The sequence below is a fragment of the Mesorhizobium maamorense genome, assembly GCF_044998965.1.
Taxonomy (GTDB): domain Bacteria; phylum Pseudomonadota; class Alphaproteobacteria; order Rhizobiales; family Rhizobiaceae; genus Mesorhizobium.
The window spans coordinates 811,395-824,485 of the sequence record NZ_CP173356.1 but is presented as its reverse complement, the minus strand read 5'-3'; the positions used below and the strand labels follow the sequence as shown (position 1 = coordinate 824,485).

General features: G+C 62.0%; 15 protein-coding genes and 1 pseudogene. 12 read left to right on the top strand and 4 right to left on the bottom strand.

Features of this window, described 5'->3' with window-relative positions; all coding sequences use genetic code 11:
• Positions 1-32: 32 nt before the first annotated feature.
• Positions 33-1,217, bottom strand: coding sequence for a mannonate dehydratase (gene uxuA / locus ACIU1A_RS04385; RefSeq protein ID WP_404926698.1), 1,185 nt, complete (start codon positions 1,215-1,217; stop codon positions 33-35).
• 134 nt (positions 1,218-1,351) lie between these two features.
• Here uxuA and ACIU1A_RS04380 point away from each other — a divergent pair, with 134 nt between their 5' ends.
• Genes ACIU1A_RS04380 through ACIU1A_RS04370 form a run of 3 tightly spaced genes read left to right on the top strand, consistent with a single transcriptional unit; the run spans position 1,352 to position 4,037 of the window.
• On the top strand, positions 1,352-2,143 hold the full coding sequence (locus ACIU1A_RS04380) for a FadR/GntR family transcriptional regulator (protein ID WP_224671760.1): 792 nt from the start codon (positions 1,352-1,354) through the stop codon (positions 2,141-2,143).
• Positions 2,136-2,921, top strand: a complete 786-nt coding sequence (locus tag ACIU1A_RS04375; protein WP_404926697.1) for an SDR family NAD(P)-dependent oxidoreductase — start codon at positions 2,136-2,138, stop codon at positions 2,919-2,921. The genes ACIU1A_RS04380 and ACIU1A_RS04375 overlap by 8 nt, the downstream gene beginning before the upstream one ends.
• 6 nt (positions 2,922-2,927) lie before the next feature.
• Complete coding sequence (locus ACIU1A_RS04370) at positions 2,928-4,037, top strand: mannonate dehydratase (RefSeq protein ID WP_140673601.1); 1,110 nt, start codon at positions 2,928-2,930, stop codon at positions 4,035-4,037.
• Between the two features lie 93 nt (positions 4,038-4,130).
• Here the strand turns inward: ACIU1A_RS04370 and ACIU1A_RS04365 are convergent, their stop codons facing one another.
• Entirely contained in the window at positions 4,131-5,072 is a 942-nt protein-coding gene (locus tag ACIU1A_RS04365; protein WP_404926696.1) for a DUF1236 domain-containing protein, read from the bottom strand.
• A gap of 194 nt (positions 5,073-5,266) precedes the next feature.
• Here ACIU1A_RS04365 and ACIU1A_RS04360 point away from each other — a divergent pair, with 194 nt between their 5' ends.
• The gene (locus ACIU1A_RS04360) at positions 5,267-5,566 is read left to right on the top strand and encodes a DUF1236 domain-containing protein (RefSeq protein WP_404926695.1); all 300 of its coding nucleotides are present in this window, start codon (positions 5,267-5,269) and stop codon (positions 5,564-5,566) included.
• A 121-nt stretch (positions 5,567-5,687) separates the two neighbouring features.
• On the opposite strand, the gene ACIU1A_RS04355 is transcribed toward ACIU1A_RS04360, so the two are convergent.
• Positions 5,688-5,909: a hypothetical protein gene (locus ACIU1A_RS04355; protein ID WP_140497477.1), complete on the bottom strand. Its 222-nt coding sequence runs from the start codon at positions 5,907-5,909 to the stop codon at positions 5,688-5,690.
• A 229-nt stretch (positions 5,910-6,138) separates the two neighbouring features.
• On the opposite strand from ACIU1A_RS04355, the gene ACIU1A_RS04350 reads away from it, so the two are divergent.
• The 5 genes and pseudogenes from ACIU1A_RS04350 to ACIU1A_RS04330 all read left to right on the top strand — a co-directional run bounded on the left by ACIU1A_RS04350 (position 6,139) and on the right by ACIU1A_RS04330 (position 9,160).
• Positions 6,139-6,528 (top strand): response regulator, encoded by a 390-nt coding sequence (locus ACIU1A_RS04350; RefSeq protein ID WP_140497475.1) that lies wholly within the window; start codon positions 6,139-6,141, stop codon positions 6,526-6,528.
• Entirely contained in the window at positions 6,525-7,298 is a 774-nt protein-coding gene (locus tag ACIU1A_RS04345) for a Crp/Fnr family transcriptional regulator (RefSeq protein WP_140497473.1), read from the top strand. Before ACIU1A_RS04350 ends, ACIU1A_RS04345 begins: the two co-directional genes overlap by 4 nt.
• A gap of 444 nt (positions 7,299-7,742) precedes the next feature.
• A pseudogene (locus ACIU1A_RS04340) lies at positions 7,743-8,048 on the top strand (HWE histidine kinase domain-containing protein); the annotation flags it as partial.
• 90 nt (positions 8,049-8,138) lie between these two features.
• The gene (locus tag ACIU1A_RS04335; RefSeq protein WP_404928100.1) at positions 8,139-8,480 is read left to right on the top strand and encodes a hypothetical protein; all 342 of its coding nucleotides are present in this window, start codon (positions 8,139-8,141) and stop codon (positions 8,478-8,480) included.
• Between the two features lie 251 nt (positions 8,481-8,731).
• Positions 8,732-9,160 carry a hypothetical protein gene (locus ACIU1A_RS04330; protein ID WP_140515225.1) on the top strand — a complete coding sequence of 143 codons (429 nt, stop codon included), beginning with the start codon at positions 8,732-8,734 and terminating at the stop codon, positions 9,158-9,160.
• Between the two features lie 81 nt (positions 9,161-9,241).
• On the opposite strand, the gene ACIU1A_RS04325 is transcribed toward ACIU1A_RS04330, so the two are convergent.
• Positions 9,242-9,433, bottom strand: a complete 192-nt coding sequence (locus ACIU1A_RS04325; RefSeq protein WP_140553408.1) for a DUF2934 domain-containing protein — start codon at positions 9,431-9,433, stop codon at positions 9,242-9,244.
• 310 nt (positions 9,434-9,743) lie between these two features.
• Here ACIU1A_RS04325 and ACIU1A_RS04320 point away from each other — a divergent pair, with 310 nt between their 5' ends.
• The 3 genes from ACIU1A_RS04320 to ACIU1A_RS04310 all read left to right on the top strand — a co-directional run bounded on the left by ACIU1A_RS04320 (position 9,744) and on the right by ACIU1A_RS04310 (position 12,975).
• Positions 9,744-11,735: an erythromycin esterase family protein gene (locus tag ACIU1A_RS04320; RefSeq protein ID WP_404926694.1), complete on the top strand. Its 1,992-nt coding sequence runs from the start codon at positions 9,744-9,746 to the stop codon at positions 11,733-11,735.
• A 29-nt stretch (positions 11,736-11,764) separates the two neighbouring features.
• Complete coding sequence (locus ACIU1A_RS04315; RefSeq protein WP_140564410.1) at positions 11,765-12,430, top strand: dienelactone hydrolase family protein; 666 nt, start codon at positions 11,765-11,767, stop codon at positions 12,428-12,430.
• A gap of 86 nt (positions 12,431-12,516) precedes the next feature.
• Positions 12,517-12,975 (top strand): DUF1772 domain-containing protein, encoded by a 459-nt coding sequence (locus tag ACIU1A_RS04310; RefSeq protein WP_140515222.1) that lies wholly within the window; start codon positions 12,517-12,519, stop codon positions 12,973-12,975.
• Positions 12,976-13,091: the final 116 nt, after the last annotated feature.

The window sequence follows — 13,091 nt, the reverse complement described above, 5'->3', positions numbered from 1 at the left end:
GCACACATCCTCCCGACTGGCCGATGCAGGGTTCAAGCCAGATCGAAACGCTCCACGGCGCGCATGATGCCGCGCAGTTCAGCCAACCCCTTGAGCCGTCCGATAAGCGAATAGCCGGGGTTGATCTTTTTCTTGCCGATGTCGTCGGCAAGCAGATGCCCATGGTCCGGCCGCATCGGGATTTGCCAGTCGGCCCGGCCTTGCTCGCGACGGCGCTTTTCTTCCTGCATCAGAGCGAGGATGACGTGCGCCATGTCGGTGCCGCCTTCGAGATGCTCGGCTTCATAGAACGAGCCGTCCTCCTCGATGGTGATGTTGCGCAGGTGGACGAAATGGATGCGGTCGGCGAATTCCTTGACCATGGCGACGATGTCGTTGTCGGCGCGCGTGCCATAGGAGCCGGTGCAGAAGGTCAGTCCATTGGCGGGACTGTCGACGGCGTTGAGGATGAAACGCGCGTCCTGTGCCGTCGAAACCACGCGCGGCAGGCCGTAGAGCGAGAATGGCGGGTCGTCGGGATGGATGCACATGCGCACCCCCTCCTCTTCGGCCGCCGGAATGATCTCGCGCAGGAACCAGGCGAGGTTGTCGCGCAACTCCTTCGGCCCGATCGAATCGTATTCAGCCAGGGCTTCGCGAAAACTGTCCCTGTTATAGCTGCGTTCGGTCGCCGGCAGGCCGGCAATGAGGTTGCGCTCGATGCGGTCGATCTGCTCTGGCGTCAGCATCTTCAGCCGCTTCTCGGCCTCGGCGGTACGCGCCGGCGTATAGCTTGCCGCACCGTTCTTGCGCTGCAGCACGAAAAGATCGTAGGCCGCGAAATCGATCGCATCGAAGCGCAGCGCATAGCCGGTTGTCGGCAGGCGATACATTAGGTCGGTGCGGGTCCAGTCCACCACCGGCATGAAATTGTAGCAGATCGTCTCGATGCCGGCCTTGGCGAGCGCCCGGATGCTGTCGCGGTAGTAGCCGGCATAGCGCTCGCGCTCGGGCGCGCCGATCTTGAAGGAATTGTGCACCGGAATACTCTCGACGACCGACCATTTCAGGCCAGCCGCCTCGATGATCCGCTTGCGCTCGAGCACATCGGCCTCAGGCCAGGCGCGGCCGTCATAGATCTGGTGCAACGCGGAGACAACGCCGGTGGCGCCGGCCTGCCTGACATGTTCAAGCGTCACCGGATCATCGGGACCATACCAGCGCCAGCACTGTTCCATGAAGCCTCCTCAGGGTTGGCGGCGACCATATTGTCGGACCACAAGCCTGTCAACAGAACCTTTCCGTCGCCATACAGTTGATTTCCTGTGGATCGAGCCCTAGGGTGGTCCAACAAATAGCAAGGAGTTCTGCGGTGGAACAGGCGAGCCACGATTCGATGGAGGCGGCAGACGAAGCCGGGATCAGCAGTTCCGCCGTCGACCAGACCGTGCGGCAGATCCTCGACCTCATCCGCAATCGCGCCATGTCCATCGGCGATGTGCTGCCCACCGAACGGGAGCTTGGCGAACTGTTCGGCGCCAGCCGCAACACGATACGCGAGGCGCTGCGCACCATCCGAACCTATGGGCTGATCGATCCCAAGCCGCGCGTCGGCGCGGTGCTCGCCGATCGCCAGAATGTCGCGATCCAGAATTTTTTCGCCGCGCAAATGGACATATCGAAAACGTCCTTTCACGACATACAAGGATTTCGCCGCATCATCGAAGTGAGCGTCGGCGACCACATCATCCTCAATGCCAGCGCCGCCGAACTTGAAGCCCTGGACGAGGTCAATGGCCTGATCGAGACCAGCAAGGATGTCCAGGAAGCCGCGCAACGCGATTTCGATTTCCATCTGGCGCTGATGAAGCTCGCCGGCAACCGCATGCTGGTGCAGACTTATCAGTTCCTGTCGCCGGTCATCCTGCACATCATGACCGTCGGCAAATCCATCCGGCCGGTGCTGAGCGAAACACGCCACGCGCATGGCGAGATCATCGCGGCACTGCGCGCGCGCGACCGCATTGCCTACTGCTACCTGATGAGCCGGCATCTCGATTTCGGCTTGCGCTTCGTTCCCGACGACCTCGAAAACGCCCGTATGTCGGCGGCAAACCCGGTGCATCCGGGTCCGGCATCTTCCAAGGATTTGCATCATGTCTGATTTTGAGAACAAGGTGGCGCTGATCACCGGCACGACCGGCATCGCGCTCGCCACTGCGAGTCGCCTGGCGCAAGGCGGCGCTGCGATCATCGCCTGCGGCATCGACCGGGCGGCCAATGCCGCCATGCAGGAGAGCCTCGCCAAGGCCGGAGCGAATGCGCTGGTGCAAACGGTGGATGTCTCCGTTTCCGACCAGGTGCGCGACGCGGTCGCAGCGGGCGTCGCGAGGTTCGGCGGCATCGACATCATCGTCAATTCGGCGGCGGTCCACCCCTACGGCACGACGACCACCACCGACTGGGAAACCTGGAACCGGGCGATGACGGTCAATGTCGGGTCGATCTACCTGACCGCGCATTTCGGCATTCCCGAAATGATCCGCCGAGGCGGCGGTGCCATCGTCAATGTCGCCTCGGTGCAGGGGTTCGCCTGCCAGCAGAACGTCGCAGCCTATGCCACAACCAAGGGCGCCATCCACACGTTGACGCGTTCGCTGGCGCTCGACTATGCCGCGGCCGGCATCCGGGTCAATTCGGTCAGCCCGGGCTCGATCCGCACGCCAATCCTCGAGAAGGCGGCGCGTGGCGACAATGGCAGCGACGCCGATGTCGAAGAAGCCTACAGGCGCTTCGGCGCCGCCCATCCGCTCGGCCGTATCGGCGAGCCGGAGGAAGTGGCGGAACTCATCGCTTTCCTGTGTTCATCGAAAGCCGGCTTCTGCACCGGCGCTGATTACAAGATCGATGGCGGCCTCACCGCTGGCATCGGCGTCAAGTAGGGCGACATGAAGATCGGACTTGGCCTCTATCGCGATTCGCTGACGCCGGAGAATTTCCGTTTTGCCCGGCAGGCCGGCGCAACGCATGTCGTTGCGCATCTCACCAACTATTTTCGCGGCCGCGATCCCTCGCTGTCGGCCGGCACCGAAACGGATGGCTGGGGCGATTGTTCGACGGATGGATTGTGGAGCTACGAGGATTTCACCGGACTGGTGAAAACCGTACGCGACAACGGCCTGGAGATCGCCGGCATCGAAAACCTGTCGCCGCGCTTCTGGTCCGACGTGCTGCTCGGCGGCCCCGATCGGTCGAGGCAGCTCGACGGCCTCAAGCGCCTGGTGCGTGACGCCGGCCGGGCCGGCATTCCCTGCATAGGCTACAACTTCTCGATCGCGGGCGTGTGGGGCTGGCAGCGCGGGCCATTCGCGCGCGGCGACGCCATGTCCGTGGGGCTCGATTTGTCCGACATCGATCCCGACCTGCCGCTGCCCGACGGAGTGGTCTGGAATATGCGCTACCGGCCGGGCCGAGCCGGCGCCGCGCCTGTCAGGGTCTCGCAAGAAGAACTGTGGGAACGGCTTGGTGTCTTCCTGCGCGAAATCGTACCGGTGGCCGAAGAGGCCGGCGTCGTGATGGCTGCGCATCCGGACGATCCACCCGCCGAGGCGCTGCGCGGCACGGCGCGCCTCGTCAACCGGCCGCAGAAATATGACCGGCTGATGGATATCGTCGACTCGCCCGCCAACGGGCTGGAGCTCTGCCTCGGCTCGCTGCAGGAGATGCCGCAGGCCGAGGAGATCTACAGTCATGTGCGCCGTTTCGCGCGGCGTGGCCGCATCGGCTATATCCATTTCCGCAATGTGCGGGGCAAAGTGCCGAAATATCACGAAACCTTCGTCGACGACGGCGACATCGACATGGCCGAGATCGTGCGCATTCTGCGCGACGAGAATTATCAAGGCGTCATGATACCCGATCACACGCCTGAGATGGCCTGCGACGCGCCATGGCACGCCGGCAAGGCCTTCGCATTGGGCTACATGCGCGCACTGGTGCAGAACGCCGACGCGCTAGGCCCGGTACGAAGCCGGGCACCCGACATGGCAGCGGAGTGAATAGGGGACGCACGACTGGCATTTTTCGAGCCCGAAGGCGCCGCAAAAGCCCGCTTTCGATGGAGAGCGGGCTTTTGTTAGTCGGCTCGGTTCCTAACTCAGGATAGCGACGATCTCATATGAGTTCGGATCGACAATAACAATCCTGCCATCGGCCAGAAGGAAATATTCATAGCTCTCATAGGCAGGAACGATTTCGACGATCCGGTGCGGAAGTCGATGCAGCCGCACCTTCTGCTTCGGCACTTTCACGCCGACCGAAATGTCCACGTCGAGGTTCGAGACCGGTTCCACCTTCGTCTCGCGGATGACGTTGGTGATTTCGGTCTTCTGCTCGACGGATATATTGTTGATTGAAGCGGTTGAACTCTGGTCGGTAGTCGTACCGGCCTTGCCCTGCGCTTGCTGATCAGTCGTCGTACCGGCTTTGCCCTGCGCTTGCTGATCGGTAGTCGTACCGGCCTTGCCCTGCGCCTGCTGGTCGGTCGTCATACCGGCCTTGCCCTGCGCTTGCTGATCGGTAGTCGCGCCGGCTTTGCCCTGCGCCTGCTGGTCGGTCTTCATGCGGGGCTTGCCTTGCGCCTGCTGGTCGGTCTTTACGCCCGCCTTGCCCTGCGCTTGCTCGTCGGTCTTTACGCCCGCCTTGCCTTGCGCCTGCTCATCGGTCTTCGCTCCGGCTTTGCCTTGCGCCTGCTCGTCGGTCTTCATGCCCGCCTTGCCTTGCGCCTGCTCATCGGTCTTCGCTCCGGCTTTGCCTTGCGCCTGCTCGTCGGTCTTCATGCCCGCCTTGCCTTCCGCTTGCTCGTCGGTCTTTACGCCCGCCTTGCCTTGCGCCTGCTCGTCGGTCTTCATGCCGGCCTTGCCTTGCGTCTGCTGCTCGGTGCTGCCGCCCTTCTGGCAATCGGCCGAGCCGGCTGCGCAAGTGTCTGCCCCACCCGATTGGGCCGCTCCGCCCGACTGCTGCTGGGTCTGCGCGATTGCCGCCCCACATCCGAGGGTAAGCGCTAACATGCTGGTGATCAAAGTGGTTCTCATGGGAAGTCTCCTAGGATGGCAGTCCCTTCGCGGCAAAACTTTGCCACCCCGCGATTGTTCCACCGAAGGCCAATATATTCCGGAGCGGATGGAACTGCCGGCATTTTGCGAAGTTCGGCGCATGGGGCGCACCTGCCGAAATGCCGGTGGCGTCGTCGGCTCGGCGCCCTGCGCAACATCTGATGGAGACAGAAGTGAAAAAATATCTACTGGGAACGGCAGTGGGCATCCTGTTTCTTGCGGGGGCCGGAGCGGCCGCGGCGCAAGATGTGGTCATCCAGCCGGAGCAAGAAACCGTTATCAAGGAGTATGTGAAGAAGCAGCCGCTGGCCTCGGTCCAGCTGCCCGGTGTGGAACTCAATGTCGGATCCACCGTGCCTGATACGGTCGAACTTCATGAAGTTCCCGATGTGAAATACCGCTACGTCGTGGTCGACAATCGAACAGTTCTGGTCGACCCGGAAACCCGGAAAATCGTCCAGGTCCTTCAATGACCGCATGTTCCAAAGCGCCCGCCCCGGCATGCGTCGAGGCGGGCGACGTGTGTCAGGTTTCTGTTTTCATGCATGTCTTTGTTCCAAACCGAGGCGTTTTGGGCGACATGCATGAGCATGGCTACGACTGCAGGTCAAATGCGATGTTGCGATGCTTTTGAATTGCTGAGCTTGCAACAATGTCCGCCAGTTCTTTGTCGGAGAGAGTGCATTCTGGCAGTTCGTAACGGATGGCTGACACCGCCTGCGCCGTGGAAATTGGCCATTCGAGATTTCTGCGGGAATTGATGTAGTGATCGATGGCCCGGATCAGTTCCTTCGAGGTCATATCGATCACAGGCATCGGTTCCTCCTCCTTATTTCCCCGTTTTTCTCACTGTGTTGACGGACACCGAAACCTGCCATCACAATTGTTAAAACGGCAGACGAAAAAGATGTCGATTCAGGAATAGGGGCTGGCGGTGGCTTTGGAGTTCACCTCCGCTGCATCGGTGGAAATATAACTGGGAGTGCAGCGGGTTGCGGTGTAGTGTCCCAAGTGATGGCCGCTGCAAAGGGAGAGCTCTTGCACAATGGACGGGGAAGCGGCGAAATCAGCCTTTCTGGGCGGGATTCGCGTTTTGATCGTGGAAGACGAATATTTTCTCGCCGATGACCTGCGTAAGGCTCTCGTCACACAAGGGGCGATAGTGCTCGGCCCGGTCGCCACGGTCGAGCCCGCAATCGAATTGCTGAACAGCGGTCAATGCGATTTTGCGATTCTCGATATCAACTTGCGCGGCGAGCAGACATTCGAGATTGCCCGCGAGTCGTTGGCGAAAGGCGTTCCGATCGCCTTCGCCACCGGCTATGATCAGACGGCCATACCAGCAGAGCTCGGCGGGATCAGGCGATTTGAAAAGCCTCTGGAATTCGGCAGCATTGTCGAGTTCGTTGCCGCGACGGCACACGATACGCGATGAACGAGAGAAGCGAGCCGGCGGTTGGCCTGAGAGCGAAGACCGCGCGGCACCCGCTTATCCGCAAGCTGTCCAATTTCACGGTCCTGTCCGTGGAAGAATGCGACGCCATCGAGAGCGCGACAACAAAGGTCGCCGAATTCGCCGCCGGCGATGACGTCATCCAAAGGGGCGACAGGACAGGCGGGGTCAACCTGCTGCTCGAAGGATTTGCCTGCCGCTACAAGATTCTCGAAGACGGTCGGCGACAGATCCTTGCCTATTTGGTGCCGGGCGACCTTTGCGATCTTCACGTGTTCCTGCTGCGGCGCATGGACCACTCGATCGGTGCTCTCAGCCGCTCCAAGGTTGCGGCGATCCCGCAGAGCGCCATCCTCGGCTTCACCAACAGCTATCCCAATCTTACGCGTGCGCTCTGGTGGACCACGCTGCTCGACGAGGCGATCACCCGCGAATGGGTCGTCAACATCGGCCAGCGGACTGCTTATGAGCGGATGGCTCACCTTTTTTGCGAGCTGTTCCACAGGCTTCACGCAATTGGTGAAACGGCCGGCAAGAGCTATCCCCTACCGGTAACCCAGGCGACCCTGGGCGATACGCTCGGTCTTTCGAACGTGCACATCAACCGTACGCTTCAGGATCTCAGGCGCGACGGCCTCATTTCGTTCAACAACGGCACTGTAACGATCAAGAACCTGGCGAAACTGGAGGCGGCGGCCTTTTTCAATCCTGATTACCTTCATCTGTTGGACGTCAGGGAGCCTTTTGCATGATCAGGCACGGCCTCATCGAGTGGAGCGCAAAAATGAAACATCATAGGGAACCTGGCCTGCTTCTGCCGGTTCGGCGTGTCCGGAGGCGGTAGCGAGCGATGGCCAAGCGCGATTTGATCGGCGGATCGGCAGGTACGATCGATCCGCTGGGCCGCTGCGATCGCCCTCCATATTTCTGCCGACAGCGGCGGCATTAATGCTCCTGCCGGCTCGACGGTATCATTTTCGCCGGCTGAAAACCGCGCGCGGCGGCACGAAAGCCAATCCTGGGCGCGTGAACGCGAGCCAAAGGCCGACGAGACGAGGCGCTTGGCACCGCGCATGATCGATGAACGGTTGAAAGACTGACAGGTGGCTGGAAAAAGACCTCCCAAGAAAGACGTCACGGGTACATTCTCCCGTCCGCAAGGTGTGTCCGCCGAAGAACGCGATGCTTCCGCGTCGATGCGGCTCAGCCATGTCGATGAACAGATGGACGAACGTGACGGTCATATCGCCCGGCTCGAAGCCGAACTCCAGGTCACACGCGACCGCCTCCAGGCGACGAAGGCATTTGCCGCCGAATTGCAGCACCGCGTTCGCAACACGTTGAGCATTGTCCGTTCGATCGCTCGCCGGTCGGTTGAAAACAGCGACAATGTCGAGGACTATGCCTTTCACCTCGAGGGCCGCATCAATGCGCTTGCACGCACGCACAATGTGCTGATGCGATCGGCCTCGGCCACCGTGCAGCTTGACATGCTTGTCCTTGACGAGCTTGCGTCCCAAGGCGGCCGGACGGAAGATCAGTTCACCATAGATGGCCCGGATATTTCCTTGTCCGGAAAGACGGCGGAGACCTTGGGCCTGGCGTTCCACGAACTCGCCACCAACTCGATGAAATATGGCGCGCTGTCGGCAGCCGACAAATCAATCAGCGTAAGCTGGAAAGTGGGTGGCACGCCCGCCAGACAGGAGCTGAAGATCCGCTGGATCGAGGACCTGCATGGTCCGGCAGCAATACCTGCGCGACGCGGCTTCGGATCCGAGCTGATCGAAAAGGTGGTGCCCTATGAGATCGGCGGAGCTGGCTCGCTGCGCTTCACCGATGCCGAGGTGATCTGCACGATGGATATCCCCCTCTCGAACGAAATTCACCCCAGCAGGAGCCTGGAGGAGCCGCCCGACGATCTCCAGCATTGAACACCGACACTCCTGCGCCGAAGGGCGGCCGGGGCCAGGAGCGTGGCGTTGGAAGGGGTTGACCCAGCACCGACCGAGGTGACGCAACGGCCCCGGGGTTTGCCGAGCTGCCGCGCACCGGCCTTGAAATTCTCAAAATGATGGAACTTCAGCGACAACAAAGAGTTCGGAGCGCGGCGACGGCGAGCGCGCTGTCGTGATCTCGCGACTCACCTTGAAGCGGGAGGAACCTGGATCAACAGGAGCTGACCATGAAGTCCCATACACTCGAACAACTACACGCAATCGCGGAAGTTGATACGGTGTGCCCGACAATGACGCGGAACCAACGCCTGGAGCGCTGGGCAAGTCTTCTTGAGCGTCATCCTGAACGGCGCCTCGGAGCGCTTCCGGGCACCGAATATATGAGCCCCGACATGCGCGAAAACGCCTACTGCGTGCAATCCCCCATCAGCGTCGCGTTCGAAGATCCGATACTGCGGGCGCAGGGTCTGGAAGGCGACACCTATGGAGAGGCAAAGCGCTTTTTCGAACTGTCCAACTGGCAGTTGCACAACATCGTCTGTGATTGCCACGTCGGTGCGACCATGAAAGCCGGGTGGGTCGCCGTTCGCGTGCGCGCCGCCATGGGCGAAGGTTTCAATATCTTCGCCAGGCTCAGGGCGCTGCTCGGACGTTGACCCAGACGCCATCTCGAATGCGTCGACGGAATGAACAGTCGGTCGACGCATTTTTCCTCCTTGGCGGCAATTGACGTCGCTTCAGGAGCTTCGAGGCTCCGACCCGCTGCCGATGGTCGGATCGGGCACTACCGGACCGCGCTCGGCTTCCGATCCTTCCGCCTCTATTTCCTGCACGGCCTGGTCCCAATGCTCCTGCTCTCGGCCCTGCGGGCGGCCTTCGCGCTCCCAGATCTCGTAGGCTCGTCGCTTTATGAGTTCTTCCTTGTCCATTGGAAACTCCTCCTGCGTGCCCCAATCTCCGGCAGGCCGCTTTGTTCCCTCCGGAAACAAAGGCAACGCTTTTGGAGCGATCCGGACTAGCCGCACCGGAGCGACACGGAACCCTTGGGGGATTAGGCCGTTTCCGAGCATCGGCGCAGTGGTGGATGACTTGGGAATGCCCGCCGCTCGAACTCTTGGCGACGAACACGCCAATGATGTGCCTGCGCCACGCCTTGCCGCCCCGTGTGGCCTCGGCCAATCAAAGCCTTGCAGCGGGACCCCAAAGGGTGGGCGCGGCGCAAATATTGGGCTTGAGATCATGACTATTGTCTTTTCGGATCGTCGCGAGGCAGGACGCGTTCTCGCTGATAAGCTCGGCCACTTCGCAGCGCGCGATGATGTCACCGTGCTGGCGCTGCCGCGCGGCGGCGTGCCTGTCGCCTGCGAAGTCGCACAGGCATTGAAGGCACCGCTCGACGTTTTCGTCGTGCGCAAGCTCGGCGTTCCCGGTTACGAAGAGTTGGCCATGGGCGCAATCGCGACCTCCGGCGTACGCGTCCTGAACGACGAGATCGTGGAAGGCCTCGCTGTGCCGGCCCACGTCATCGATGCGGTCACTGCCAGCGAGGAGAGGGAGCTTTTACGCCGCGAGCACCTCTATCGCGGCGAGCGGGTACCGCTCCTTGTGGAGGATCGAATCGTCATTCTCGTGGACGATGGGCTCGCCACTGGGTCGACCATGCGCGCGGCGGTCAGGGCGCTGCGCGAAAAGCGGCCTGCCCGTATAGTTGCGGCCGTTCCGGTCGGCAGTCCCGACACCTGCGAGGCGATGGAGAGCGAGGCAGACGAGGTCGTCTGTGCGACGACGCCGCAGCCGCTCATCGGCGTCGGGCGCTGGTATGAAGACTTCTCCCAAACCAGCGACGACGAGGTCCGCGCCCTTCTCGCCAAGGCGGGGCGACCAACCGCACCGTCCGGCCGCGATGCGCCGCAGAATACGGCAAACCGATTGCACAAGCACGTCGTTCGGCTCTCCGGAGACGCGCGAGACTACGACGAGCTCTTGGCGGCGATCGGCGAGGCGCGCTTTGTGTTGCTCGGTGAAGCTTCGCACGGCACACACGAATTCTATGAGGAGCGCGCGCGGATCACGCGGCGGCTGATCGAGGAGCAGGGTTTTGCCGCCGTCGCTGTCGAAGCCGACTGGCCCGACACATACCGGGTCAACCGCTATGTTCAGGGAACAGGCGGGGATATCGACGCCGAAGAGGCGCTCGCCGATTTCCGACGCTTCCCGACCTGGATGTGGCGGAACAGGGTCGTCGTCGATTTTGTCGAATGGCTGCGCCGGCACAATGAAGCGCCCGGCAAGGGCAATCCGGGAGTCGGGTTCTATGGGCTCGACCTTTATGCCCTGCACGGCGCGATGAAGGCGGTGCTGCGCTATCTCGAAAAGGCCGACCCGGCCGCGGCGGAGATCGCGCGTCGCCGCTATGCCTGTTTCGATCATTTCGGCCCTGACCCGCAGGCTTATGGCTTCATAGCCGGCAATGAGGTCGACAAATCTTGCCAGGAGGCTGTGGTCGCACAGCTGGTCGAGATGCTGAAGCGGCGCCCGGCGAAGGCCGAGCCACGCGAAGGCGCCATCGCGGACGAACTCTTCGCGGCGCAGCAAAACGCCCGCCTGGTGAAGAATGCGGAGGCCTATTATCGCGCCATGTTCCTGGCGCCCGAATCGACCTGGAACCTGCGTGATCGGCACATGGCCGAGACGTTCGACGCTCTCACCGCTCATCTCGGCCGGCTCGGGCGATCGCCGAAGATCGTGGTTTGGGCGCATAACTCCCATCTCGGCGACGCCAGGGCGACAGACAGGAGCCTGCATGGCGAGATCAACCTCGGACAGCTTATCCGCGAAAAGCATCAGCGCGACGCCTTCCTCGTCGGCTTCACGACGTATCAAGGAACGGTGACGGCGGCATCGAACTGGGACGGCCCCGCGGAGCGCAAGGTTGTCCGGCCTGCCCTAGCGCGCAGCTATGAGGCGCTGCTGCATGCAGTCCCGGCTGATCGCTTCCAGCTGGATCTGCGCGGCGACGGCGAAGCCCTGCCGCGACGGCTCCTGGAGCGCGCGATCGGCGTCATCTACCGCCCTGAGACCGAACGGGCCAGCCACTACTTCCATGCCGACCTTGCCGCGCAATTCGACATGCTGCTGCATTTCGACGAGACGCGGGCGGTTGAGCCGCTGGAGCGCAGCTCGCAATGGGACGCCGGCGAGCCCGCGGAGACCTATCCGTTCGGGGTTTAGGGACCGATCCAGTTGAGATGGAGATCGCCATGGTCTCAGTCCTGAAGACAAACGAGAAGGCCGTGCAGGTTCCCGCCGGCGGCGCATTGCTCGCGGGCAACCTGTCGCTGCCGCAGGAAGCCCGTGGGCTCGTCCTCTTCGCTCACGGCAGCGGCAGCAGCCGGCACAGCCCGCGCAACCGCTATGTGGCCGGACGGTTGAACGAGGCGGAACTCGCCACGTTGCTCATCGACCTGTTGACGACCGAAGAGGAGCGTATCGACCAGATTACCGCCGAGTTGCGGTTCGACATCCGCTTGCTCGCCGATCGACTGGTTCAGGTTACCGACTGGCTGCACATGTTCGAGGAAACGTCGGCGCTGCGCGTCGGTTATTTCGGCGCGAGCACAGGGGCTGCCGCGGCGCTGATGGCTGCGGCAGAGCGCCCGGATCGAGCGGCCGCCGTCGTCTCGCGCGGCGGGCGTCCGGATCTTGCGGCACCTGCCCTGCCCCGCGTCCGGGCACCAACGCTGCTCGTGGTCGGCGGCGCAGACACGCAGGTGATTGCGCTCAACCGTTCGGCGTTCGCGGCGCTGCGGTGTGAAAAGGAGCTGGCCATCGTTCCGGCTGCGACGCACCTGTTCGAGGAGCCCGGCGCGATGGAAGAAGTGGCGGACCTCGCGATCCAATGGTTCCTGCGCCAACTGCCCGCGTGACGCCGGCGCCAACGCCATCGCCTCATCAGAGAGCCAGATCGATTGGGTCGTCGGCGCGTTAAAAATCATTCCGCGGAGAAGCTTCCATGACAGTCAGGGTTCTGCAATTTCTCGCCATTGTCATTTCGGCCCTCGCGCTCATCCCGGCAGGGGCCCATCTCGCAGCTCTCCCCAACAAGATATCTCTGCCGCAGCCGGAATATTTCACCGTCCAAGGCATCTATTACGGATGGGCGATCCTTGGATTGCTCTGGCCTGCCGCGCTGATCGTGAACGCATTGTTGGCGATCTCCGTGCGCTCACAGGCTTGGCCCTTTTGGCTCGCCCTGCTTGCGGCGCTGTGTTTCGCGATCATGCTCGCGATCTTCGTTGTCTGGACGCTCCCTGCCAACCAGGCGACGCAGAACTGGACGACAATTCCCGCAAACTGGGAAGCGCTGAGGCAGCAATGGGAATATTCTCATGCGGTAAATACCGCGATTGTATTTGCCGCGCTCTGTCTCGCGACGCTGTCGGCGCTCTCGTGGCGTCCGGCCGATCTGTAGATTGTCGCCGGAGAAAGTCTCTTTTCCTCCGGATCATTCGCGCCATCGATGCGTTAGGTTTTCTGGAGGTCGCGACGTCGCACCGCCATCTGTCCCGCTGTATCCAACGAGGAGAA